Raw genomic sequence first — 25,404 nt, 5'->3', positions numbered from 1 at the left:
TTCAGCCAATATCCAGCTAAAAACGTTAAGGCCATTAGCACTGCTAATGGCCTTTTTAATTCGCCAATGACACATCCGTAAAGACAAAGCCGCCTCTATCTACTTGCTCACCAACTTGTATTGAAAGGGGCGCTTTAAACATAGGTCCATCGAACACAAACGTATGAAACTCGCCATTTTCCCCGCATGGATCGCACTCATCGGGTAACGAATCTAACAACTGTTTGTCATACATTGCACCAGAGAAGCTCGCATCAATCTGCTTGCTGTCCACACAGGTCAAAACGGTCTTCAGTCCTTGGTCGATAAGTCGTTGCGAGAGCTCTGTCGTCGGGGTTAACCACAATGGAAACAGCGCTTCAATGCCGGTGCCTGATAGCTGCGCTACCCGGTAGTCTCGTACCGACTCTAAGTAGAGATCGCCAAATGCAAACGCATCAACCTTATGCTGCTGAGCACTTTCAACAAACTCGCCCATAATGCGTTGATAGTCGTCGTTGGTGCAGGGGTCTGGAAGGTCAATAATAGTGATAGGAAGCCCCAACGCCTTAGCTTGCCGTTGTAAAAGTGCGACTCTAACCCCATGCATTGCCACTCTTTCGTACTGCTGATTGATGGTACAAAACAGGCGTTCTACATCAAGCGAAGGGTCCTGTTGCATCTGCCACAGAGCCCAAGCGCTATCTTTTCCACTGCTCCACGAGAGCCATACCTTTTTGGTCATTGAGTGACACCTTTAGCGTGTTTTGGTTTCAGATTACATGAAGGCAATGACAAAGCGCAAATAACGCATCATTCACCGCTCAACAATTTCAGTTATTTGAACCCTGTGGTAGCATGTTAGCTGCAGCTAATATAGAGTCGCATGGAACTTACAGCAGGTACTTTAATGGCAACACTTCCCCCAAGGCACGATCATTTGCAAGTCAACTTTTGCAAAACGGTCGGTTGTGAAAATTTTGCGTGCAGCGACGAAGAGCGGTATGTCATTCAATACCTCAATCCTCAGCGTCCCGCGATTGTGTGCAAAAAATGTGGTGCATTTCCACCACTACTGAGTAATCAGTTAATTCATGACGAATGGCGTCGCCTACGCAAACACGAATCCGATGGACTGCCCGCCTGCAGAAACATCGAATGTAAAAACCTCGGCCTGTCTATCTATCATCATAAACATCTTTATCATGCGTTTGGGTACTCAGGCGAGCGCCAACGATACCGCTGTAAAGCTTGTCAATCCACCTTTGTGGATAAATGGTCAGGTGAGAACAAAAAGCTCGATATCCAAGAGCAATTATTAGCACTGCTTTTTACCGGATATTCAGTGCAAGAGATTTGCTCTAAGCTTGGATTAAATCCAAAAACGTTTTACGACCACATCAACCAAATCGCCAGCCGATGCCGTAAAAAGCAGGCTTTGTTCGATATGCGATGGTTTGGTCAAGTCGATCAGTATCAACTGGCCACTCACCACCAAGCACTGCAACCTCAAAGCCACAATGGCGTCCAGTGGTTGGTCACCGCCGAGCCTCAAAGCGGCTATGTCGTGAGCCAACACGTAAGCTACGACGAAGCCGATGTATCGGTTACCCAAGATTTTGATGCGCACATATCTGAGCCGTTCACACCAAATCGTTATGTAGAGAGTAGTTTCCTTGCAGACATTGGCAAATCGTCGCAACACGACAACCTGACTGTTAGAGAACGAATCGACACTAAATACCAGAATATTTTAGCGCGTAACAACGTTGAAGATCCTTTAGGCAATTACCATCAATTGCATCACCCTAAAAAAGGACGTCTGGTCTTTCCGCCGTACACCAGTTATGCGCATTTTTATAATTTGAAATTGCAATGCGACCCCAAAAAGCCGTTAATCATGTATCTCACGCAAGAGCCTTTACTTCGCTCTGCAGTGATCAGCGTTTATCAAGACCGCATCAACGATCACAGCATGCACCTACTCTATGTCGATGAGCCGTACCTTTGGAATAAACACCAAAGCCACGGAAAGATAGATATTGTGCATATGGGCTGGTGGCAAGATCGCTGGGCTATCTCTTCACAGACACACCGTGATTCGAATCTAAATATAGAAAAAGGCATTTGCTATATTGCTGGCCCGACATCGGATCCCGATTATTGGTTGTCCCATGCCTCTATCAATGCTGTTCATAAATACCAGGCAAAGTTTCAGGCTCATTTTGCCTCATTTATTAACGAACCTAGACGCAAGGCAAGACCCGCTGGGATCATTCCGTTACTGGATATTTTTAGAGCTTGGAACAACTTGTGCAGTCAAAACAAACAAGGAAAGACACCGGCGATGAAACAAGGACTTATCCACCACCCACTGTCTTTAAGACAGTTACTTGCATAGCCAACTAACCTTCATCCATTTGGTATATTTATTGCAAGAAGTTGCCAATTGTTGCTAAATAACAGTATTGTACGGCAATAATTGACCATTTCATGATGGTAAATGGTATAGCAGTCCGTATAATGAGAGGTTCTTTAAGGAAGAGGATGATGTTGGAAAAACCACAAAAGCAGATCGATTCAGAACTGAGTGTTCTGCGAACCACGCTCCTCGAGGATCCCTTAAGAACGGCTGAACAAACTCAGCAGGTATTACTGCGCGCTGAAAAATACCATTACCCGCACGGCATTATCTTTTCGAAAGTGATCCTTGCATATTGCCATTGGAACAACATGAGCTATGGCAAGGGACTAAAAGTGGCCACTGAAGCTGGCGAGGTACAAGATATGCTCGACAGTGATGAGTTTTCATCCGAAATTAATCACTTAAAAGCTCTAAACCACTTTGGTAAAGCCGAATACTTCATCGCGCAGCACCACTGGAATATCGCCCTTGAACAAGCGGCGCTAAACAGTGATTCTCACATAGAGCTTGAGGCCATGATTGGGCTCGGCAATGTATGGCGTTTGACTAACGAAGCCATATTGTCAAGTACTGCTCACCAACTCGCCATCGAACTTGCGAATTACCAGCACCTGTTAATTTTAGAAAAGAAGTCGCGAATATTATTAGCCAAAGACCTTTATCAACAAGGTGACTACCTGAATATGTTGATGGAGCTTGATGCGGCAGAAGAGCTTGCGGTAGAGCATGTGGACCATACATGGGAAGCAGAAATCAGCAATTATCGAGCAATGGCGATGCTGGAGCTCAACAGGGTACTAGACGCTGATGTGGCCACGCAAGAGACCTTAGAACTCTGCCAGCACTACGACTTAACGTGGATGAGTGCACCGGCTCATGTCGCTCGAGCGCGATTTTATCTCAGCCAGCACGAATACGAAATGGTCGACCATCATTTGTCGATTGCACAGCGCATTGCCGTTACCTTCGACAATGGTGAAATCTTAGCTGAGATCTTTTTAGGCCATTCTCAATCTGCAGAAGAGCAAGGCAAATTTGAACAAGCTCTCGAGGCTCACAAGCAGTATCGCGAGTACAGCCTCAAAAAATATACCAATTACACTGCCAGCTTCACACATGGCAAAGCGCATTGGTCTAAGAGCCAGCTTGACCAACGCTCACTAAAACTGCTGCATCGCCTGCGCCAATTGATCGATAGCACCAAACGAAACAACAATGGTGCACTTGTTCCAGAAACCAGTTGGTGGGAAAAGCTGATCCTGTTTAAAACACAACTTAATAGCAGCACACACAGTGTCATTTTGATCAAATGTAACGATGCGAAAGTTGTTGAACGTACGACCCAATTTATCAATAGCATTGCAAGCCACAACGATTACTTAGCGATACTTAATAACGAGTATCTTGGATGGCTAATTGAGGAACAAAATGAAGGAGCGAATGCCGCATTTCGTGAATTTAAGCAGCTTATCAACCATTTCCCATGGGAGCGTCACGCTCTCCCTAGTGGCGCAATCGACGTCTCACTGCACAATTTGACTCGATTTCCGTTCACGCTCGAACAATTGACCCAAATGGGAGAGTAGTTTTGCCTCTACAAACTCTGCTAGACAAAATTGACCAAGCCGGTTTTTCGCAAAAACAAACCAACAATACACAAGCGCTGACTTTTTGGGATCACGTTGAACTGCATATTGCTGATAAAGGGCCGGAAAAAGCACTCTGTCATCTATTCAAAGCTGAAATTTATCTTTCCAATGGCGAGCTGAACCGCAGCGTTGACGAGCTCACTCTGTCGCTGACAATGCTTGATCTACCAGAGAACTTAAGCCTTTATTTCGAGATCCATCACCAACTCTATAAAGTGCTGCACACCGATAATCAATTTGAAAAGTGTCTACGCATTTGCGAAGCCACACAGGTTTTGGCGTTGGAGCATGGTGAAATAGATGAGTACGTATATGCGGTGTTGGGGATTGCTATCTTGAGTACCGATGCGCAGCAATACGAGCAATCTTTGCGTTACTTTAAACACATCGATTTGCTCGACGCTGCGATTTCAAGTCGTGAACTTCGCCTTCGCTACAAACTACATAAAATCAGCTGCTTATTAGAGCTCAAGCAGTTTAGTGATGCCAGCTCGCTACTTAAAGAATGTAAAGAACTGTCCATCCTGGTTAGTGATAGAAGCCTAAAAGCGTACCTCTATTTTTTCAAAAGCAGGCTATATCGTTTGCAAAAAAGAACTCAGCTGGCTCAACACCGACTAGGGCAGGCCATCGAGCTGTCTAAAGGAAATCGAAATTTTTGGCTCAAAAGTATGATCCACCTGGAAATTGCTCAACTGTTTTTTGACTGCGGACAAACCGAAAAAGCAGAATTATTTCTTGCCAATGTTGCTAAACGAAGCCACCGCTTAAAGTCACTACCTATTTCTCGAACGGTCAATCATCAATTGAGCCAGGTATATGCAGCACAAGGACAGTTCGAACTAGCATTAGCTCGACATAAAATCGCGTTTAGTAAAGATCTGCAACTGATTAAAGCGATCCCGATTTCTGAGTTAGGAACGGGACAAATTGATCGCTTAACCCAAAACGAATCGAAACTACGACTCATTGTGTCCGAACAAGAGAATCGCGAGCTTAAAGCGGAGACCAAAACGCAAAAAAGCCATGTTGCTCGCTTGCAACAGGACGTGTACACCGATCCTTTAACACAGTTAAATAATCGTCGCTGGCTCGATATCAAACTGAAAGACTTGCTTCGCAATACCACACCTTTCGCCCTGCTCATCATCGATATCGACCATTTTAAATCAATTAATGACGAACTAAGCCACCTAGTGGGTGACAAAACGATTACCCAAGTAGCCAGCGAGCTAAAACAACAGTTTAAGTTTAAGGGTTCTTCCACGGTTCGTTTTGGTGGTGAAGAGTTTTTGGTGCTGCTAGAGCATACTGAATTTAAAAAAGCGCAAATGTATGCCAATAATTTCCGTCAACGAATCGCCGAGTACGACTGGGAAAAGGTGCTAGGTGAGCGAGCACTTACTGTGAGCATAGGCGTTACGTTACATCGCGAGGGTGAAAATACCCAGCGAACCTTCTACCGTGCAGATAAAGCGCTGTATGAAGCCAAGGCAAATGGCCGCAACCAAGTATGCTGCGACCTGTAGGGCCATTCTAAAATAACAACATTAGCGTCGACATTAACAAATAGGCCGCCATGCCATACATGGCGAGCAAACTGATAGACATAAAGAGTCCTCTTAGCACGTCGCTTTTGTATAGATAGCCATAAGTGTGCCCAAGTCGCCCTAATGCAAACTCCAGTAGCCAAACACTGACAATATCATTGGCGGAGCAAAACATTAGTGGGATACCTAACATCACAAAATAAACGCTGTTTTCAGTGCAGTTGCGATGTGCATTGCGCGCTCGTGCAAGCTCATCCCACCCCTTTTGCGGGATCTCATCTCGCGCTACAGAACTGTCGGACCACTCCTCCGGAGTGGTTTGGATATGAAATCGAACTCGGGTGAGTTCCGTCACGGTCATTAACCAGGTGTGATTTAGACACATCAATACCGCGCTTATCGTCATAATGGCCAAGCTAAAGTTAGATGGAAGACCGACTTGAAGGGGCTTTACCCCAAAAACAACCCAATTTCCTAAACACGCCATAGCGACCAAAAGCACGGGATAAAAGGTCACAAACGCTGCTGAGCGTCGTTGACTGTCACTAACAGGATACTCCATGCCACCTCCTACTTACACACCTTCTAAGCGTAGGTGAAATATACAAGAAGCCCAGTCAATTTGCTGTAAATACATCGGTCGTATGGCGCTAGCAGTGATAGACAAATCTCACGATTACGCCCCTCTAAACAGAGATATACCAATCGAAGTAATTATCTGCTCAGAAAGTTGCGACGGAAAAATCACTGAGACCAAGGCAAAGATTTTGTCGGTAGTTGCTCTACCTACAAAATCTTTAACGCCGTTATCAGTAATTTTAACGAGCAAGAATAATCAAGTAATTGCTTTGGTTGGTATTAGCGAACAAAAAATAGAGAAATGCCCACAACGGCCAATAGTGTCCCCATAGCTTGTTTAAGAGTGATTCTCTCTCCACGCAATGCAAAGATCATTAGGATAAAAATAGGACTTGTTGCGATCAGCGTCTGAGCGATCGCTGGTGACGCAAACTTGAGCGCAATTTGTTGCAACCAAAGTGCAAGAAAAGTCCCGATAACTATGGCACACATCAGTAGAGTTTGTTGCGATGCTTGCATTTCTCGCCATTTCGACAATAGTTGCTTCAACGTCACCTTCTGTATCCAGCGTAAGCCCAACCAGACTGCTAACGTGCCGACAGATAACCGCACTAACGCGCCAACCAAAGGATCAACATCGCCCGCGACCAAAGCAAAATGAGAAATCACCACCCCAGTTGCCTGACAAGCGCTGGCAAGAAGGCCAAAGAGAATGCCTTTTCGGTCCACTGCCTCAGCATCGTTGGGTTCAAACACTACATAGGTCACAGCCATAGTGGTTACCACAACCCCTAACCATGACAGCATAGGAATTTGCGTTCCTAACACCATCAACGCCAAAACGCCGGATAGCGGTGGTGCTAACGCTTCGAGTAATAAAGTCTTATTCGCGCCGATACGTTTTAGCGCAGCAAAGTAGGCACTGTCGCCAATCGCGATACCAATGACCCCGGAAACAGCCAGAATCCAAATATGTTCCGCTTGTATCTCGGCAAGGCCATTGTATGCGCCAGTAAAGACTATCGCCACGACCATCAGTGTCGACGCGACGACACCTTTAATAAAGTTAAGCTGAAAGGCACTAAATTGATGGCTAAATTGCCCGTATATCCACGTTGCTATAGCCCACACAACCGCTGCAGACAACGCGGCACTTTCCCCAACAAAGCTCATTGACACTTCCCTATGTAATGTTTAGGCACAGACTAATAACAATTTGATCTAACAAAGGTTTGTATATTTAAACCGATTACCAAATAATAACGTATGATAACCGATATATAACACAGCAAAACATAAGGATACCTATGTTTCTCGATTACTTCGCACTCGGATTGCTCATCTTCGTCGCCCTAGTCATTTTCTACGGCATCATCGTCATTCATGATATTCCCTACGAAATCGCGCTCGAGCGCGACCACCCGCATGCGGACGCCATCCATGTAGCAGGTTGGGTGAGTCTATTCACTCTACACGCAATTTGGCCATTTTTGTGGATCTGGTCAACATTGTGGCGCAAAGACCGAGGTTGGGGGTTCAGCAAAATCAAACACGAGCAGGATGAGCTCCAATCTCAAATACTTTCCCTGCATAAGAATATCGAGTACTTACACCATCAAATCGACAGCCTCAAAAATGAGCGAGCAAACAGTAGTGTGGCCAGTGCGCAAGATACTGTGACCACAGATGCTGAGTCAAGCAAGGGAGACGCATAATGGATTTACTGTTAATACTGACATACACTGCGCTCTGTGTTGCTGTATTTAAAATATTTAAAATACCACTCAACAAGTGGACCGTTCCCACCGCTGTATTGGGCGGTATCGTGCTGATCGGTACATTGATTTTATTGATGAACTACAACCACCCTTATACTCAAACCGGCAGCAGCGTATTCAACACCACGCCGATTGTGTCTTCAGTTCGCGGCCGTGTGACTGAGGTTAAGGTCGAAGCCAATAAGCCTCTACTGAAAGGGGACGTATTGTTCAAGATTGAATCCACGCCGTTTGAGAGTGAAGTGATTCGTCTAAAAGCTGAAGTCGCAGCCGCAGAACAATCTGTATTCCAATTGGAATCGAGCTACAAAGCGTCAACCGCCAACAGTATTGCTGCACAAGCCGATCGAGATAAAGCTCAGCGCGAATACGAACGTTATGAAGCAGGGTTTAAAAAAGGGGCATTTACCGCTCAGCAAGTCGACACCCGCAAACAGGCTTATTTAGCCAGTGAAGCGCAACTAGACGCGGCGAAAGCACTTGAAAACAGCGCACGCTTGGCATTCGAGTCTGAAATCAATGGCGAAAACACCTCGGTGGCACGCCTAAAAGCACTGCTTGCTACCGCAGAGTTCAACCTAGAAGAAACCACGGTTCGTGCACCGACCGATGGCTACGTATCACACCTAGCACTTCGTCCTGGCATGATGGCCGTGCCATTACCCCTTAGCCCCGTGTTAACCTTTGTTCATACCGACGATGGCCACTATGTGGGTGCGTTTAGACAAAACTCCACCCAACGTCTAAAAAAAGGGTTTGAGGCCGAGTTCATCTTCCGTGCCCTTCCCGGCAAAATCTTCAAAGGTGAAGTCGTCGAGGTGATACCCGCGATTGCAGAGGGCCAAGTTCAAGCACGAGGCGCACTGCTTAATTCCGCAGCGTTAGTCACAAGTGGTCGAGTTTTGGTTAAGTTACGTATAAATGATGATCTTAGTGAGTATCAGCTTCCAATGGGCAGCGCCGCTGAAATAGCGGTGTATTCTGACAGCTTTACCCACGTAGCGATCATGCGAAAAGTGTTGATTAGAATGAAGAGTTGGCAAAATTACCTCTACTTGGATCACTAAAACTGGAAAGAGGGAGCCAAGGCTCCCTCACTTTATGGACGCCCCTACTCAGGGAACAAAAAGGATTTAGACAGAATGCACCATTCAAAGGCCATTATTGTGTCGTTGTTGTTGATGGGCACGACCTCAGCTCAAGCGCAGCTTCGTCCCCTCGGCGAACCCGGTTGGGACTTCACACTTAACCTCAGCTTGGGTTACGTTACCAGTGAAAATAATTTCTCCACCAGCGACGACAATCAAACCATCACTGAATTTGGCTCACCAGAGCACAAGACGTCGTCCACTCTCGCTTACCCGCTAGCGCGTGTCCAATACACTACGCGAGATCGCAGAAACCAACTCTATATTGGTAACTCTAGCGAGCAGATCTCTAACGCACAGTTTCAGTACGAGCTAGGCTATACCCACCAGTCGCCAAGACTGGGTGAAGTGACCTTGGCGTACTTCCCGCAATTACCCTTTCTAAACTCTACTTGGGAAGATCCTTACCTATTGGGTGCACCCAGAGTTGAAACTGAAGAAAATGCCACTGGCGCGCGTATCGCTTGGCAGCAGTTTTTGGGAACCCCACTGACGGTGAAATACGCATACGCAAACATTGATATAGAAACGGAAAGCAGTGGTTCAAGCGCGAGTTTAGATCTTAATGAAGCGCAGCAGCAGCTTTTAGAGCGAGATGGCAACGCTCATCGCCTCGAACTAGAAACTATGTTTCCATTTACTAAAGGGTGGTTTTTGCGCCCAGCGATTCAGTCGACTTACCGCGATGCTAAAGGCGCAGCAATCGCCTTTACCGATTACACGCTAAAAATGGGTGTACTTCACTTTAATGCCCCTCACACCTTCATCATGAACTTTGAAGGGGGTCAGAGTGAAACTAAAGAGGCCAATCCAATCTTTGATGAAACCATTGAACAAACTAAATACAGCGGGTTCTTCATTTACGATTACGCTGGAATATTTGGTTGGAAAAATGCCAGTCTCAACGCTATCGCAGGCTATACCCAAAGCGACGCTAATGTGGACTTTTACAATTCTAAAGGCCTAATCACCAGTGTGGGTATGACGTATCGATTTTAGTTTGCGCGACACACACAACAGAATGCAAAAGCGAGCCCAGACGGCTCGCTTTTTTTACGACTTTTGGTTACTCATCAAGATCATCGGCATAACCTTTTGGCGGCGGCGTCCAGCCTCGTTCACTGCCGTTATGTCGATCACTTCTTTCGGTATTGACCGCGCTCTTAATCGACTCTTCCAGCTCAATAAAAAGCTTACGGTAGTTGTTGTCATAACGTTCTTCTTCGCTCTCTTCTTGCCACGCTTTAAACAATTTATCAGAACACGAATCTTCAATATCTCGAAACGCACTGACCTGTTGTTGGGCTTTAAAGGGATGAATGCCCAACTCGATGAGCGTATGGCACCCCACCTCCAACGCGCTGTGGAAGGTTTCTGATTCTATAACGTCAGCTCCTGCCTGCCTAAGTCGGTAGCCATGACCTCGGTCGAACGCGCGCGCCAATATTTTCACCTGTGGATACGTGTGTTTAACGTAATGCACCAGTTCGACACTGGTCTCGCGATTATCGATCGCAACGACCAAGCAACTTGCCGATTCAATCCCCGCGGTATGCAATAAATCTGGCCTGCTTGCATCCCCATAAAAGGCTTTGCGTCCAAAACGGCGATACACATCAACTTGACTGCTTTGATGATCCAGAACCACGGTTTTTATGCCATTGGCCAATAAGAGGCGATTAATGATCTGTCCAAATCTTCCTGCGCCCGCAACAATCACGCTGCCTTGCTCATCAATGTCGTCCGACTCTCGATCATTACTGCTCGCCTCATAGCGAGGTAAAATGACTTTATCGAATAAGATAAACAGCGCCGGCGTTAGGAACATTGAGAGCGCAACAACTAACTGAAGTGTCTGCGCCAGCTCTGTCGGGAGAACATGGTTTTGCACACTAAAACTTAGCAACACAAAGCCAAACTCACCCGCTTGCGCCAGACTTAACGCAAATAGCCAGCGGTCACTGTTTTTAATCTTAAAGATCAGCGCCAGAATAAATAGCACCGCCCCTTTAAGCAGCATCACACCCAGAGTTAACCCGACAATCACCACAAAATCGTTAGCTAAAATACCAAAATCGATGCCTGCGCCTACGGTAATAAAAAACAGTCCCAGCAATAGCCCTTTAAAAGGGTCTATGTTGGACTCCAACTCATGTCGAAACTCACTGTTGGCCAATACAACCCCGGCTAAGAACGTCCCAAGAGCTGGGGATAAGCCAACCAGGCTCATTAATGCAGCGATACCGATGACCAACATTAATGCGGTCGCGGTAAAGATTTCTCGCAATCCAGAGCCAGCTACATACTTAAACAGCGGTCTACTTAAAAAGTGCCCCCCCACCACAACAATGGCGATTGAAGCCACAATAACAAGCGCATACGCCCAACCTGGCAAACCAGCGACCAGACTCAACTCTTCATGATGCCCGTCACTGTGATGAGCGGCATTTTGTGCCAGCTCAACCAGTTCTGGTATGGCTAATAAAGGAATGAAGGCAAGCATAGGGATGACAGCAATATCTTGGAACAACAACACAGAAAACGCACTTTTCCCACCTTCTGTTTTGGCCAGCCCCTTTTCACTGAACGTTTGCAACACAATCGCCGTAGAAGAGAGTGAAAAGATCATCCCGATGGTCAGCGCGATGGTAAACGGTTGTCCAAGCGCCAAAGCGATGCCCATCACGGCAGCGCCGGTACCGACAACTTGAAGACCCCCTAGCCCCAACAGTTTGTGGCGCATTCCCCACAGCATCTTAGGTTCGAGCTCCAAACCCACAAGAAACAACATCATTACCACGCCAAATTCGGCAAAATGCTGAATGGTCGTGGTTTCTTCTCCGACTAAACCGGTAATAGGCCCAATAATCACCCCTGCAATTAGATACCCCAACACAGACCCTAAGCCCAACCGCTTAGCAATTGGCACCGCGATGACCGCTGCAATCAAATAGATAAATGCTTGTAAAAACAGACCTGTCATAGTTGAGGCTCCTTGATCACGCTTCCGAGGTGCTGATTAAATAAAGGGACTTGGCGGGCCTTTTTAAGATCCACTTGATCCGCGACCAAAGCTTGTAAGGTCTGCTTCCACTGTTCGGCGTGCGCTTTAACCCTGCCCTCTTCAACAGCGGTGCGTGAGCCAAACAACACAAAAGGCGCGAGATAACGCATTCCGGTTAAATTTGCCGTCTGCTCTAACGGTTGGAGTAACTCTCGAATAGAAAAGTGATTGTAGCCATCGGTTTGATAGGCTTCTTCTTTGCCACCCGCGCTAATCACGCACATAAACGACTTACCATGTAACGCGGTCCCGTCATGGCCATAAGCAAATCCATATTCAAGGACTAAGTCTTGCCACTCTTTAAAAATCGCTGGTGTCGAATACCAATAAAGCGGAAACATAAACACCACCACATCGTGGTCTTTAAGCCGCTGCTGCTCTTTATCGATATTGATTCGAAAAGTCGGATATTCGGCGTATAAATCGACCGCAGTTACTCCTGGAATAGTTTGTGACAATTCAAACAGCGGCTTATTGACCTCGGACCGTCCAATGGATGGGTGAGCAAAGAGTACCAAGACTTTAGAGTTATGCGGTGCGTCTTGTTGATCTGAGTTGGGCATGACCTCTCCTAATTCCTTTTTTCTGGCCAATAATTGTCTTATTGGTAGTAGGGTTTCGATTGATTTCAATACGTCATCTGGTAAGATTTTAGCTATACCAAGGTAATGTGTTACAAAGTATGACACCAAAAACCAAGCAGTGTTGAAAAATATTTATCTAAATCACAAGCTTAGGGTATTAATCCAACACCAACAAATAAAAAGAACATCATAAAGGAAGTGCGGAAGATGAGTGCCCCCAACACCCAGTTGCTTGGCGTATCAGACAGCAACAACGTTATCGAGCTTGCGGTCAAAAGCAGTGATGCTATAGCGATGGTGTCTCACGGCAGTGAGTTAACCTACAATATTACTACCCCAGTAGGGATAAAATATCTGGGCAGCAGTCGTTTTATTGGAACGCAAGATGAAAGCCTCATATTGATAGAACTGCCCAGCATGACTGACAGCGATCGCGACTACTTCTTCCAATCCGGGTTTTGGATAAATGTTCGAGCAATATCTCATCGAGGTGAAGGCGCACTCATTCACTTTAGAAGCCAAATTCAACACCTAATTACTGAGCCAATCTCATTAGCAGTGATCACTCTGCCACCTAAAATGCAGGTCGAACAACTTCGCAAAGAAGCTCGTTACGATGTCGCACTCGACGCAATGGGGCTGGTCGACGATAATCGTTTTGAATGCGAAATAAGAGATCTATCGCGGGGAGGTTGCCGAATGGTGACATCGCCACTCATTCGTCAGTTTAAGCTGACAGATGTTGTTAAGTTGCAAGTGAAGCACGAAGGGAAAGCCATCCCTAACATTGGGGTGCTTAGTGGGACTATATGCAACCAGCAAAATAGCCAACACTACGCAAAATATGGCGTTGCTTTCGACGATATGGGGCAACAGGCCGTAAAGAAACTGCTGGCCCAATTGAAATTTGACGGTACCAAGCTCGCCCTAAAAACATAAACAGCTAAACTGACGACAGCCTATGATTGACTTAACTCACTTTTGGAACGCTGCGGATCATGATCCTGTGCTGGCACAACAACTCGCCGAGATGTATATCGACACAGTCCAACAAACAGCAGCGCAAGTAGACGATGCGTTGAACAATGATGATCGTCACATGATATGTGAGCTCGTGCATCGCCTCAAAGGCAGCACGGCTATTTTAGGATTTAGTCAACAACAAAGCACTCTTGATGAGCTTTACCAATATTCAAAAAGTGCCACAATGATCGAGTTGACCTCGATGCCACACGATATTCAGACCCTGCTTTCGCCTATTTTAGACCGTTTACGCCGAGAATTTACTGAATAACTCACTGAAAGTGTGAAACTTGTACCATACACACGACAACCACATTAACAATGTATCGCATTATCTCTACGATGGAGAGTATCCACACTGGTTTAAGGGAAAAGATGAATCAAACATTGCTAATTGCCGAGGACGACAAAATCACCGCGGCGGTGCTTGCCCAAAAATTCAGTCATGCTGGGTATATTACTCACATCGTAGATCAAGGTGATCAGGTCGAACGTGCGATCTACAAATTTCACCCAGAGTGCGTGGTTTTAGATATTGGCTTGCCCGTTTTAGACGGCTATGAAGTACTGGAGCGTATCAAGTCAACCTTCGACGGGGTTATCGTTTTTTACACCAGTCACGAGTCGGACCTAAACGAAATCAGCGCCCTTCAGAAAGGGGTAGACGACATCGTATTTAAGTCAAAAGATAGCCAAATATTAATTGAAAGAGTAAAACGTCTACTGAGCAGTCCGCCAGAAAAACGCGAATCACACATCGTTGACGTAAACCATCTCGCACTGAACGCTAAAAATCAGTGGTGCCAACTAAACGGGCAGTCAATAAGCTTAAGTGAAAGCGAATTTGAGATTCTGTTTTACTTGGCGCAACATCATGACCAAGTCATTACCCGAGAGCAGTTTTATCTTGCGATTAAAGGCATTACATACGATGGTAAAAGCCGCGGCTTTGACCTTAACATTTCTCGAATTAAAGTTAAGCTAGCCCGAGCGGGCGCAAGCAAGACGCTGATTAAATCGATACGTGGTAAAGGCTATATACTGTTGAGTGATGAGTGCTAGTCTAACGTTGTGAGTGGGCTAAGCATGCGGTAATAACAATACTCACCCTAAAACGATCATAAAGATTACTATGTCACTGCGCACTTACTTTGTTTTATTTTTATCGCTTATGGGGTTGTTGCTTACCGTCAATTTAGTGGCTAAGCAAGTGTATGAAACTGAACTGAGTCAGTTGAATCAACTGACTCAGTCGCAGAAAAGCATTCAGTTGATTGTCCGTCAACTCGCCGCCAGTTCAGAAGACCTTACCCGGCTTGCTCGCGCCTACGTGGTAACGTTGGATCCCGAGTTTGCAGACGATTATGATCAAATTCTGCAAGCTCGCAAAGGGCAGTCTCCACTCATCTTGTCCACCGTGAAACAAAAATACTTTTGGGGTGAATTGGTCTTACCGACCACCGAGATAAACGCCATTCGCGAGCAGCTCACTCAACCACCCTTAGTAAAAGTTGATTTGCAAGAGTTTGATCAAGCATTGCAGTTGTCCAACCGCCTCTCCCTTATTGAAAAGGACGCCATTGCGCTCGCCAATGTCAACAAAACCGAGGCTTTAGCGATGCTGTATAATGCAGATTACTATACAATCAAAGAGCGCATCTTTGAGCACATTCAGCACCTAGCCACCGATGTGGATGACAAATATAGTGGTCAAATACAGACTATCATCGACAACATTCGCTTATACAGAAGCATCAGTTGGACAGTGAATATTTCGCTGGTGGTGTCCATTGTAGTGCTGATCCGTATTTTATACTCCTCTATTGTTGTCCCGCTTTTTATTCTCAGTGATTACGCGAACACATACTCACCGAGCCAACCTTTTGGGCGGCTAAAACTACGTTCAAAAATTCACGAGCTAAAAAGCTTAAATAACGCCATCAACCATATGCAAGAGCGCATCCACAACGATGTAATTCAAGCGCAAAAGCAGATAGAGGTGCTGGAGGTAACCCAGCGTCAAGCCGAAGCAGCAACCGAGGCTCGAGGGCAATTTTTGGCGAATATGAGCCATGAGATACGAACGCCATTGAATGGGATTATTGGCTTTTGTCATTTGCTTCAAGCGACAGAACTAAACGACACCCAAGGCAACTACACCAATATGTCACTGCGCTCTGCCAACGCATTAATGTCCATCATCAACGACATTCTAGATTGGTCTAAGGTCGACTCAGGACAAAGTGTCATCGACTTAAGTGCGGTTAATCTTGGTGAAAAGATAGATTTTGTCATCGGCGTTACTCGACTGTCATCAGAGGAAAAATCTCTCAATTACGATGTTATTATCGATGAGAACGTGCCTGTAACGCTACTATCGGATGCAGCAAAATTACGTCAAATCCTGCTCAACTTGCTAAGTAACGCGATCAAGTTCACCCAGCAAGGCACCATCACATTGCAGGTATCTGCAACGCCGACTCACGTTCACTTTTCCGTTAACGACAGCGGCATAGGAATGAGTGAAGAGCAAATCGATAGAGTCTTTGACCCCTTTATCCAAGCCGACAATTCCACCACAAGAACCTTTGGAGGTACTGGCCTTGGATTGGCCATTTCACAAAAATACGCTCAGCTGCTCGACGGTGAAATCACCATCAAAAGCCGACTGGGTGGGGGAAGTCAGGCCACACTCACTCTGCCACTAAAAGTACCGGATGCATCAGCGCAACCAGAGGTATTTTCTGACCGAGTTTACTCAGACCCTTATGTTCAAGTTGGGCTACAGTTAACTGATAAGCATCAATATAATCATTGCCTTATGCTGCTCAAGCAGCTGAATATAAAGGTAAGCAAGCATCTCGAGTCATGTTCTCTACTGATCGTTGACCATCATGCTGCTACACATACTCAGCCACATTCAATATCGCGCAGCATACCGCTGGTGTTTATTGGGCCGCTGTACGCCTTTGAGCAAAACAGAAAAGATAACCACTGGGGCACTGTAACGCACCTGCCTTGGCCATTCACCAAGCTTAAGTTACTCACCACAGTCCAGAATTGCATTTCGACTTCGACAAATGCACAGAAACAACAAACGGCAAATAGCCTCTCGTTGACGTCAATGAAACTTAAGGTATTGGTCGCTGAAGATGTGTTGATGAACCAGCTTGTCATAGAGCGTATGCTCAAAAACCTTGGGGTTGAGTCGATTATAGTCGGTGATGGTGCTCAAGCGATTGATGCCGTGCAGCAGCACGTCATTGATCTTATCTTTATGGATCTGCATATGCCAGTAATGGATGGGTATCAGGCTGCGCAGCGCATTCGTCAACTCGAACCGTTTAAACATATTCCTATTATTGCCCTCTCCGCGGATGTACAACAATCCGCGAAAGCGCAATGTGAGCAACTAGGGTTTAATGGTTTTATTCTCAAACCCTTTAAACCAACAGACTTAGAAAACGCGCTGAAAAATGTCGTCGCTCATACTGCGGGATAATCGTTTAGTTTGTGAGGCAAGGCAAACAATAATCCACTGAGATAATAAAAAAGTGATCCGCTTCAAGTCATTGTTTTTATTAATCCCTAACCTTAAAGTACTTTAAAAGCTCAGATCTAGTGGACCCCTGTTTATGCCTCTAAAACTACTCTTTTTATTGTTTGTTTTTTTTAGCCCTCTTACCTTTGCTTCCAGCCCAATGCCCAGTTTCGATCTCACGCAGACGACAGCCGGTTATCTCTGTATCGCAATCTTTGTTTCCGCCTACTCTCTGGTTATGGCTGAGGAGTATTTGCAGCTACGCAAATCTAAACCTGTGCTGCTTGCAGCGGGGTTAATCTGGATCATTATCGGATTCACATTTTCAAAAATGGGCATGTCAGAGGTTGCACAAAGTGCCATTGAGCATAACCTTTTAGAGTACTCAGAACTAATGCTGTTTCTGTTGGTGGCCATGACATTTATCTCTGCCATGGAAGAGAGGCGACTGTTTGACGTTCTAAAAGCTTGGCTAGTGAGCAAAGGGTTCGATTTCCGTTCGCTGTTTTGGATCACCGGTATTCTATCCTTTTTCATATCGCCTATTGCCGATAACTTGACCACAGCACTTCTGATGTGTGCTGTGGTACTTAAAGTCGGTGGGAAAAACTATCGCTTTGTCAACTTAGCCTGTATCAATATCGTCATTGCAGCGAACGCAGGGGGCGCTTTTAGCCCATTTGGCGATATTACTACCCTAATGGTATGGCAAGCCGGTCATCTGCCGTTTAAGGACTTCTTACTGCTGTTCATTCCATCCGTCGTGAACTATTTAATACCAGCCATGATCATGGCAATGTTTGTTCCTAAAGAGCAGCCAGAAGTGGTGCACGAGTATGTTGAACTCAAACGCGGCGCTAAACGGATTGTAGGACTATTTATCCTGACTATCGCTACGGCCGTGGGCTTTCACGGTTTTTTGCACTTCCCACCGGTCATCGGCATGATGATGGGGCTGGCCTATCTGCAGTTTTTTGGGTTTTTCCTTCGCAAAACCTTACCGGCATCACTGGCTAAAAAACGCGCCCGAGCAGAAGCACATCATGATACCGCAGCGTTAAAACGGCTTGGCTCAGTGGTCCCTTTTGATGTGTTTCGCCGTGTTTCGCACGCGGAGTGGGATACGCTGCTGTTCTTCTACGGCGTTGTGATGTGTGTGGGTGGATTAAGCTTAATGGGCTACCTCACCATCGTATCCGAAATCATGTATACCCAATGGGATCCTATCTGGGCAAACGTGATGGTCGGTATATTGTCGGCGATTGTCGATAACATTCCAGTGATGTTTGCGGTGTTAACCATGAATCCGGATCTTTCTATGGGTAACTGGCTACTGGTTACTTTAACTGCCGGTGTCGGAGGCAGTTTACTGTCGATTGGCTCTGCGGCGGGTGTGGCTCTGATGGGAGCGGCACATGGGAAATACACATTCTTTGGACATTTAAAGTGGATGCCAGTCATCGCCCTTGGGTACGCAGCAAGTATTGCCGTTCACTTATGGTTAAATGCCATTTACTTCTAGGTATACAAAAAAAGGTAGAGACAAGATTGTCTCTACCTTTTTAAATGGAATTTCGGTTTGATTAGGGATACCACATCTCGATATCGAGCGTATCAACGTCAACGGGGTTAAAGCTTGATTTCGCAAAGCTGGGCATACCTTGATGGTTGTTAGAATTACCCGCACCTTCCTTCGGGAAACCTATCCAATTGGTTTTAAACTCACCATTATTGTCTTCATCATGAAACACAAACAGCGCATAGTCCGAGTCCTTTAGGCCGTCAAATGTCGCCGATACGCTAGTGCCCTTTATTGGGAGAGTTTGCAATGACACTGCAGTGTCTAAATCCGATGCGAACCCTTTTTTACCGGCATACAACACAAACACGGCATTGCCTTTTGGGTTTGTGAATCCCGTTACGTTGGCAGTAACTTGTAGTTGTGCAAATGCTGAAAGTGAATAGAACAAAGCGACTGACGCAATACCTATTGTAGACACGATGCGCGAGCATAAAACGTCCATTGAACAATCCTTGTTAATTACGGTTATCATGCTGTTTACGCATCGGCATAAATTTGGATCACCGGTTAGTCGCGATTATCGCTATCTTGCTCATCCATCGATTCGCTTAGCGGCTCATTACTATGGGCATAGCCATCATCGACAGCGTAAGGCAATGTTTCACCATTGAACTTTCCACCACGCTCAATACTTAAATCATCGGTAAAAATCGTTCCAGACACCGCGCCATGACGCAGAATCTCAACCGCTTCGGCGTGTAATGCCCCTTCTACACGACCGTTTACGATCACCAGTTTGGCATAGCCGTCGCCAACCAAATGTCCGGATGGGCTGATGATCAGCGTTTTTTCTGCTTGGATTTTACCTTGTACTTCACCGTCTACTTGAATATCAGTCTCTAACCGGAGCTCTCCGGTGATGAAACACCCATCTGCGATGAGAGTTGTAGTTGACTGCTTACTCTTAGCTCGACCATTTTTACCAAAGAGTCCCATCGAATGCCTCGTTCCTTTTCAAATATAGTGTCAAAATTTTCTACGTCCCAAGCGACAAAGTCTATGGGATCCAATGCGCGCCCAACAAATCGAATTTCATAGTGCAAATGGGGCCCAGTAGACAGTCCACTATTGCCGCTATATCCGATCAATTGTCCCTTTTGAATAAAGCTGCCTGACTTTACCGCAAATTTCTGCAGGTGAGAATAGGAGCTGCTAAAGCCATAAGCGTGCTGTAAGCGAATAAAATTTCCAGAGCCCGTATTACTTGGCCTAACCACTTCCACTACGCCGTCAGCAGGAGCGTATATCGGGGTTCCGATATTCACTGCGTAATCGATGCCACGATGTAACCGCTTTTGCTTGGTTTCAGGGTGGATTCGATAGCCATATTTTGACGAAATTCGCTCGTCACCAACAGGGGAGCCCGAGGGAATAAGTGTTAGCATATGTGTTCTAACTGTCGAGGTAATGGCTGCGGTATCGAGGCGGGCTTCAATTTCACTATCGACATCCCCTCCTGTATTCGCCACACCAAGTACGACTTCAAGATCGCCAAGCCGTTCAGATACACTCAATAGTCGATCTTCTCGTTCGAGGATGTCTTGCTCTCGCTCAACCAGATCTTGCTCAAGCACTTGTTTGAGAGACTTAAGATCCACTAACTCTTCGTTAAGCGCCTGTGACTCGTTGCGCAGTTGATCATGGCGCAGTTTACTTAAGTCAATCTCATCCATTAGGTGAAAAATGACTCCGCCAATGGCGACCAATCCTAGTAAGGTCAAATAACCCAACCCTTTTAGGCTGCGTCGAACCCACTTACCCAATTGGTAGTGTCGCGATCCTTCGACGGTAGATATGGAAACGATGACATGTTGTTTCATACGATGATGGTACTTATCTTATGGCACGTTCAAAGCGTCTCAACTGGGTAATCGTCGCCAAATTGAGGAAACTTGCTCTGTAGTGCTGTTCAAACCCCACCAACGCCACATACAATAGCAATAGGCATAAAAGGGGGGAACTATATGGATTCGATGCTCTCAACCACTGCACTGGCCAAAACCAAGCAGCTTGAGGCGGCGCAACTGTTTGACCAGTTGCAACAAGCCGGGTACTTATACCGACAGTCAACCAAAGGTAAGTCCCGTTGGGTACTCACTTATCTTGGAGAGCGATTTGGTGGGCAGTATAAAGATCATCCGACCTATGGTAAATACATAGCGTGGCCAAGAACTCTATTTATTGATCATGCGTGGCAAAATCACCCCTTAATGACAGCGACAGCTCTGGGTGATCATTTCTCCCTTGCGGCAAAAAAGATCAACTTGTTGCTTAAAGAGTTAGGTTGGCTAGCCAAAACAGACTCGGGTTGGCGCGTGACTGATCATGGAAAACGTGCAGGTGGTCAGCAGAAAAAACATGACGACAATGACTATGCGCTGTGGCACCCATCAATTCAACGTCACCCTCGATTGGTGCAAACGGTGCGAGAGTTTACCGGCCAAGAGTCTGCAAAGCTAGCAACCGATCATTCCATCAGTGAGTTTAGGAAAAAATTTGAAGCAAAACATCGCACCCTTGATGGTCACTACGTAAGAACTGAAGGCGAGCTTATTTTGGATAACTGGCTGTACATGGCCGGAGTCACCCACGCCTATGCACGCCAGTTACCGATCGAACAAGAAGAGTGGTGCGATTTCTATTTACCTCAAGCAAATTTGTACTTGCAGTATTGGCCTTTTAATTGCAGCCAGCCATCTCCAGAGCGAGACGCGTTGCTTTCGTTGTATCAGAGCAATGACCTCGATTTGATTGAGCTATTTGCCGATGAGATTGAGCAGTTGGACGACCTATTGCCAAAACGCCTTCGCCAATACGGTATTAAAGCGTACTAATAAACCTGTCTAATATAGCAATGTTAAGGGTTCAACCAAACGACAATGGCAGCCCTAATTGTGGACTGTCACTCTCTACACGATTAGACTCACCTGACCTTTTTGGCACGATTGACGCGTGCCCCTTTTGCTCAATATCTTGATACGATGTGGGCGCCCAACGTTGGATATAATGACCTTGCGGGTCAAACAACTGCGTTTGTTTACCCAAGTTGAAATGTCTTCCTCCTTTTTTATCAAACCCTACGCCCGCAATGTATTGCCAGTTGCCCCAGTTAATCGCGACGTCATAGTCGAGTAGCTGCTGTTGGTAATGAGCAGCACCCCAGCGCCAATCTCCCTGATACTCGTTAACCCAGCAACTGGCAGCAATTTGTCGCGCTCGGTTGGAGATGTACCCCGTTTGATTGAGCTGCTTAATGATCGCATTTACAATGGGATAAGGCGTTTTCCCCAAACTCCAATTTTTAAAATCGGCCGTGCTTTGGCGGCTCTCACTAGGCTGTCGATTGACACCTGATACTGAAAAATACTCAGGTCCAGCGTGGTGCATTTGCCAATGAAAATACTCTCTCCACAACAGCTCTACTTGGATCCACTGTGTCGAATCGTTTTTGCCGAAACGGTGTTCATGCTGTTTTAGTTCACGCAATACTTGACGCACCGATAGGCTACCCAACGCCAGCCAAGGGCTCAATTTGGTGGACGAATCCCAATCGTCTATTGCGTTGCGCGTTTGCTTGTAAACTTGCGGTAAGTCACTGCCAAAATAACCGACTAGATGCTTTTTTCCTTCTATGCAGCCCGCTTTCGCAACCCATACTGATGCACTGTGGCTTTGCGTGCCAGCAGCACTTCGCTCACTGTTCGTAAAAGTAGAATTCGCCATTGGTGCAGGTAAGTGTGTGGGTGTGTATACACCACCTACGCTAAGACTCGCGCGTTCAATAAAGCGGCGGAACTGGCTAAAGCTAAACTGATGTGGGTGAGACACGACGGGCCAGTGCCCCTTGTCAAACAGCGAATGCTGATCGACGGTAATGAGTGCAATATTCAATTCTTGCAATGCTCTTGCTAATGCAGCTTGGCGTACGGACTCATCAAAACCAAACGCTGCACTGACCCCAACATGCGTCACGCGATGTCGAAGACAAAGCGCAATAATAGTCTCTGTCCATGCCCCTTGTTCTACCACGAGGCGTTGGCCAAAAGGCTGCAATGCTGCGTCCAGCTGTTTGAGAGTTGCATCGAGATATAACGCTGGGAGAGCCCCTCGAGAGGCGCTGCGGAAGTTAACAGTGCTCGGTTCCAATACGTACACTGCATCAAGTACATCGACCTGGGAGGCCAATGCGCTAAGGGCTCGATTATCACACACTCGCAAATCATGAGTGAACACAAAAAGGCCACGTCGAGCGGTGATAGTTGACGGTGAGGTGGCTGAAAGGGGCATAAAGCGCACTCGTAATAAAGGTTTATTACGGTTGTACGCTTTGTGAGGTGCTTTGGATTACTCAGAAGTTATAGCGCCGCGGACAAGGCTCCACGGCAATCTATTATTTTTTAGGTACTTTGGACTGCTCTGCAATCGCTTTGATCAACACAGAGGTATCATCTCTGCCATGCCCTTGGGCTGCTAGAGCTTGATAATCATGCAAGGTTTTTTCTGTCAATGCTAACCCTAAGCCGTGTTTACGCGCTTCAGTTGCACAGATGCCAAGATCTTTAATCATCCACTCAACAGCAAAACCAAAATCAAACTTGTCGTAGTTCATCGATAAACCACGATTTTCCATCTGCCACGATCCCGCTGCACCATTTTTAAGGCAGTGCATAAGAGCTTCAATATCAAGCCCAGATTTTTGCGCCAGCAACAATCCTTCAGATAAACCCGCTAACACGCCAGAGATACAGATTTGATTGACCATCTTTGCACGTTGACCTTGGCCAACATCACCCATCATAACCGAAGACTTAGCGTAAGCTTCAAACACCGGTTCAAGGGTCGAGAAAAGACAAGGGTCTGAGCCGCACATGACGGTTAACATGCCACTTACGGCACCCGCTTGCCCACCAGACACCGGCGCATCCATAAAACGAATACCTAGCGGTTTGGCGGCAGCGTTTAGCTCTAGCGCTAACTCTGCGGACGTCGTGGTATGATCCACAAAAATGGCACCTTTAGTCATTGCCGAAAACGCGCCTTCAGGGCCTGTCGTCACTGAGCGCACATCATCGTCATTACCCACACAACTAAATACCACCTGAGCGTCTTCTACGGCCTCTGCGACAGTTGCAGCCCAACGTCCAGTATGCTCTTTACACCACTGCTTTGCTTTGCTCTGAGTTCGGTTATACACCGTCACATCGTGCCCTGCTGCAGCTAAGTGCCCTGCCATTGGGAATCCCATCACTCCAAGCCCTAGAAATGTAACCTTCACTGCCCTCTCCTTGTAAATCCTAGTCTGACCAAAACGAAAAAAGCCGAGCGGGTGCTCGGCTTTCTTTCAATCTATAATTCAGCGTTATGATATACCTGCTGAACATCATCACAGTCGTCCAACATATCTAAAAACTTCTGAAATTTTTCAGCGTCCTCACCCGTTACTGGAGTATGGGTTTGAGGAACAAAAGTGATCTCCTCGACGTCCATAGTAACGTCAGCGAAGTTTGCCCCTAATGCGGTTTTCGTTTTGAAAAACTCTGTGTGAGGAGCAAAGACAGTGATCACGCCATCGTCGAGTTCAATGTCTGTCACATCGACGTCGTCCATCATCAAAGCTTCAAGGACAGCTTCCTCATCGTCGCCTTTGAACTGGAAGACAGCTTGGTGATCAAACATGTGTGAAACCGTGCCTGGGCTACCAATCTTTGCGCCTGTTTTAACAAAGCACTGACGTACATCTTGGAACGTACGATTGCCGTTATCTGTTAGACAATCAACAATCACACTCGCGCCACCTGGGCCAAAGCCTTCATAACGTGCCGGTTGGTAGTCTTCACCACCACCGCCGTTCGCTTTATCGATCGCTTTGTCGATAACATGGCCAGGTACTTGGTCGCGTTTTGCTTTAGTGATTAAGTGTTTCAGAGACAGGTTTGTATCAGGATCACTGCCGCCGTTCTTGGCTAACATGTAGATCTCTTTACCGTACTTTGAATAGACTTTGATTTTTGCGCCTTGTGTTTTCGCCATCGAGGCTTTGCGCACTTCAAAACTTCTTCCCATTTGGGGTATCTCTCATCTTTACATACAATGCGCGCATGATATCAAAACGCGCTTTAGATTGACCAGTCTAAAAATGCGAAGCAAAGCTCGATTTCTAGACCCAAAAACGAATTACTGCACACCTAACATCGATTTGTACTTACTGACGCTGCTGTCAAAAATCGCACTCTGCTGCGGAGACAGTTTTTGTTGAGCATCGCGAAGCGCTTCATTTCCTACTTTGCCATTTTTGATTTGCCATACGATATAGGACGCTTGTTTATCGAGTTCGATTGCGTTTTTTTCGTCGGCTGGCAGAAGCGATAGATTAAAAGCCATATGTTGAGGGTATCTTAGCTGTGAGTATGTTAGGGAGAGAAGTTTAACACAAAATGAGGTGAGGGTAACTGCTGCTCTCGATGCGGTATTTATAGTGTAAACTGGGCAACAAGATATAATG

General features: G+C 46.2%; 24 protein-coding genes. 12 read left to right on the top strand and 12 right to left on the bottom strand.

Annotated features, from left to right (window positions below; all coding sequences use genetic code 11):
• Positions 1 to 55: 55 nt before the first annotated feature.
• A complete protein-coding gene (locus ST37_RS17830) occupies positions 56 to 724 on the bottom strand; it encodes an ATP-binding protein (RefSeq protein ID WP_084888898.1) in 669 nt (222 codons plus the stop codon).
• A 165-nt stretch (positions 725 to 889) separates the two neighbouring features.
• On the opposite strand from ST37_RS17830, the gene ST37_RS17825 reads away from it, so the two are divergent.
• The 3 genes from ST37_RS17825 (at position 890) to ST37_RS17815 (ending at position 5,582) form a co-directional block, all read left to right on the top strand.
• Positions 890 to 2,380, top strand: a complete 1,491-nt coding sequence (locus ST37_RS17825) for a lactate dehydrogenase (protein ID WP_084888938.1) — start codon at positions 890 to 892, stop codon at positions 2,378 to 2,380.
• A 146-nt stretch (positions 2,381 to 2,526) separates the two neighbouring features.
• Complete coding sequence (locus tag ST37_RS17820) at positions 2,527 to 3,990, top strand: hypothetical protein (RefSeq protein ID WP_143698245.1); 1,464 nt, start codon at positions 2,527 to 2,529, stop codon at positions 3,988 to 3,990.
• 2 nt (positions 3,991 to 3,992) lie between these two features.
• Complete coding sequence (locus tag ST37_RS17815; protein ID WP_242426350.1) at positions 3,993 to 5,582, top strand: GGDEF domain-containing protein; 1,590 nt, start codon at positions 3,993 to 3,995, stop codon at positions 5,580 to 5,582.
• A 7-nt stretch (positions 5,583 to 5,589) separates the two neighbouring features.
• Here ST37_RS17815 and ST37_RS17810 read toward each other — a convergent pair whose 3' ends face one another.
• Together ST37_RS17810 and ST37_RS17805 are read right to left on the bottom strand one after the other, a co-directional pair.
• Entirely contained in the window at positions 5,590 to 6,165 is a 576-nt protein-coding gene (locus ST37_RS17810) for an MAPEG family protein (RefSeq protein ID WP_084888896.1), read from the bottom strand.
• Positions 6,166 to 6,461: 296 nt separating this feature from the next.
• Positions 6,462 to 7,355: a DMT family transporter gene (locus ST37_RS17805; protein WP_084888895.1), complete on the bottom strand. Its 894-nt coding sequence runs from the start codon at positions 7,353 to 7,355 to the stop codon at positions 6,462 to 6,464.
• A gap of 134 nt (positions 7,356 to 7,489) precedes the next feature.
• Between ST37_RS17805 and ST37_RS17800 the strand changes: the two genes are divergently transcribed.
• From ST37_RS17800 to ST37_RS17790, 3 genes are all read left to right on the top strand, one after another.
• Positions 7,490 to 7,897 carry a DUF3302 domain-containing protein gene (locus ST37_RS17800; RefSeq protein ID WP_084888894.1) on the top strand — a complete coding sequence of 136 codons (408 nt, stop codon included), beginning with the start codon at positions 7,490 to 7,492 and terminating at the stop codon, positions 7,895 to 7,897.
• Positions 7,897 to 9,027, top strand: a complete 1,131-nt coding sequence (locus ST37_RS17795; RefSeq protein WP_084888893.1) for an HlyD family secretion protein — start codon at positions 7,897 to 7,899, stop codon at positions 9,025 to 9,027. Before ST37_RS17800 ends, ST37_RS17795 begins: the two co-directional genes overlap by 1 nt.
• A gap of 75 nt (positions 9,028 to 9,102) precedes the next feature.
• Positions 9,103 to 10,107 carry a DUF2860 family protein gene (locus tag ST37_RS17790; RefSeq protein ID WP_084888892.1) on the top strand — a complete coding sequence of 335 codons (1,005 nt, stop codon included), beginning with the start codon at positions 9,103 to 9,105 and terminating at the stop codon, positions 10,105 to 10,107.
• A 67-nt stretch (positions 10,108 to 10,174) separates the two neighbouring features.
• Here the strand turns inward: ST37_RS17790 and ST37_RS17785 are convergent, their stop codons facing one another.
• A complete protein-coding gene (locus tag ST37_RS17785; protein ID WP_084888891.1) occupies positions 10,175 to 12,091 on the bottom strand; it encodes a monovalent cation:proton antiporter-2 (CPA2) family protein in 1,917 nt (638 codons plus the stop codon).
• Complete coding sequence (locus ST37_RS17780; RefSeq protein WP_084888890.1) at positions 12,088 to 12,735, bottom strand: NAD(P)H-dependent oxidoreductase; 648 nt, start codon at positions 12,733 to 12,735, stop codon at positions 12,088 to 12,090. Before ST37_RS17780 ends, ST37_RS17785 begins: the two co-directional genes overlap by 4 nt.
• A 228-nt stretch (positions 12,736 to 12,963) precedes the next feature.
• Between ST37_RS17780 and ST37_RS17775 the strand changes: the two genes are divergently transcribed.
• From ST37_RS17775 to nhaD, 5 genes are all read left to right on the top strand, one after another.
• Positions 12,964 to 13,695, top strand: coding sequence for a flagellar brake protein (locus ST37_RS17775; protein WP_084888889.1), 732 nt, complete (start codon positions 12,964 to 12,966; stop codon positions 13,693 to 13,695).
• A gap of 22 nt (positions 13,696 to 13,717) precedes the next feature.
• On the top strand, positions 13,718 to 14,050 hold the full coding sequence (locus ST37_RS17770) for an Hpt domain-containing protein (protein WP_084888888.1): 333 nt from the start codon (positions 13,718 to 13,720) through the stop codon (positions 14,048 to 14,050).
• A 104-nt stretch (positions 14,051 to 14,154) separates the two neighbouring features.
• Entirely contained in the window at positions 14,155 to 14,841 is a 687-nt protein-coding gene (locus ST37_RS17765; RefSeq protein WP_172401037.1) for a response regulator transcription factor, read from the top strand.
• A 70-nt stretch (positions 14,842 to 14,911) separates the two neighbouring features.
• Positions 14,912 to 17,281 (top strand): ATP-binding protein, encoded by a 2,370-nt coding sequence (locus ST37_RS17760; RefSeq protein WP_084888886.1) that lies wholly within the window; start codon positions 14,912 to 14,914, stop codon positions 17,279 to 17,281.
• Positions 17,282 to 17,480: 199 nt separating this feature from the next.
• Positions 17,481 to 18,842 (top strand): sodium:proton antiporter NhaD, encoded by a 1,362-nt coding sequence (nhaD, locus tag ST37_RS17755; protein WP_242426356.1) that lies wholly within the window; start codon positions 17,481 to 17,483, stop codon positions 18,840 to 18,842.
• 61 nt (positions 18,843 to 18,903) lie between these two features.
• On the opposite strand, the gene ST37_RS17750 is transcribed toward nhaD, so the two are convergent.
• The 3 genes from ST37_RS17750 to ST37_RS17740 form a co-directional block, all read right to left on the bottom strand.
• Positions 18,904 to 19,344, bottom strand: coding sequence for a DUF2141 domain-containing protein (locus ST37_RS17750; RefSeq protein WP_172401036.1), 441 nt, complete (start codon positions 19,342 to 19,344; stop codon positions 18,904 to 18,906).
• Between the two features lie 65 nt (positions 19,345 to 19,409).
• Positions 19,410 to 19,838, bottom strand: a complete 429-nt coding sequence (locus ST37_RS17745) for a polymer-forming cytoskeletal protein (RefSeq protein WP_084888883.1) — start codon at positions 19,836 to 19,838, stop codon at positions 19,410 to 19,412.
• The gene (locus tag ST37_RS17740; protein WP_084888882.1) at positions 19,742 to 20,722 is read right to left on the bottom strand and encodes a M23 family metallopeptidase; all 981 of its coding nucleotides are present in this window, start codon (positions 20,720 to 20,722) and stop codon (positions 19,742 to 19,744) included. The genes ST37_RS17745 and ST37_RS17740 overlap by 97 nt, the downstream gene beginning before the upstream one ends.
• Before the next feature lie 144 nt (positions 20,723 to 20,866).
• Here ST37_RS17740 and ST37_RS17735 point away from each other — a divergent pair, with 144 nt between their 5' ends.
• Positions 20,867 to 21,736, top strand: coding sequence for a glycerol kinase (locus ST37_RS17735; protein ID WP_084888881.1), 870 nt, complete (start codon positions 20,867 to 20,869; stop codon positions 21,734 to 21,736).
• A 31-nt stretch (positions 21,737 to 21,767) separates the two neighbouring features.
• Here the strand turns inward: ST37_RS17735 and ST37_RS17730 are convergent, their stop codons facing one another.
• From ST37_RS17730 to ST37_RS17715, 4 genes are all read right to left on the bottom strand, one after another.
• The gene (locus ST37_RS17730) at positions 21,768 to 23,189 is read right to left on the bottom strand and encodes a DASH family cryptochrome (protein ID WP_084888880.1); all 1,422 of its coding nucleotides are present in this window, start codon (positions 23,187 to 23,189) and stop codon (positions 21,768 to 21,770) included.
• A gap of 103 nt (positions 23,190 to 23,292) precedes the next feature.
• Positions 23,293 to 24,177: an NAD(P)-dependent oxidoreductase gene (locus ST37_RS17725; protein WP_084888879.1), complete on the bottom strand. Its 885-nt coding sequence runs from the start codon at positions 24,175 to 24,177 to the stop codon at positions 23,293 to 23,295.
• Positions 24,178 to 24,248: 71 nt separating this feature from the next.
• Positions 24,249 to 24,965: a YebC/PmpR family DNA-binding transcriptional regulator gene (locus ST37_RS17720; protein ID WP_084888878.1), complete on the bottom strand. Its 717-nt coding sequence runs from the start codon at positions 24,963 to 24,965 to the stop codon at positions 24,249 to 24,251.
• Between the two features lie 111 nt (positions 24,966 to 25,076).
• The gene (locus tag ST37_RS17715) at positions 25,077 to 25,283 is read right to left on the bottom strand and encodes a DUF3283 family protein (protein WP_084888877.1); all 207 of its coding nucleotides are present in this window, start codon (positions 25,281 to 25,283) and stop codon (positions 25,077 to 25,079) included.
• Positions 25,284 to 25,404 lie beyond the last annotated feature (121 nt).

Origin of the sequence: Vibrio sp. qd031 (genome assembly GCF_002100145.1) — a bacterium.
Taxonomy (GTDB): Bacteria; Pseudomonadota; Gammaproteobacteria; order Enterobacterales; family Vibrionaceae; genus Vibrio.
Note: the sequence above shows the minus strand (reverse complement) of the source record. Positions and strands in the feature narration are given on the sequence as shown.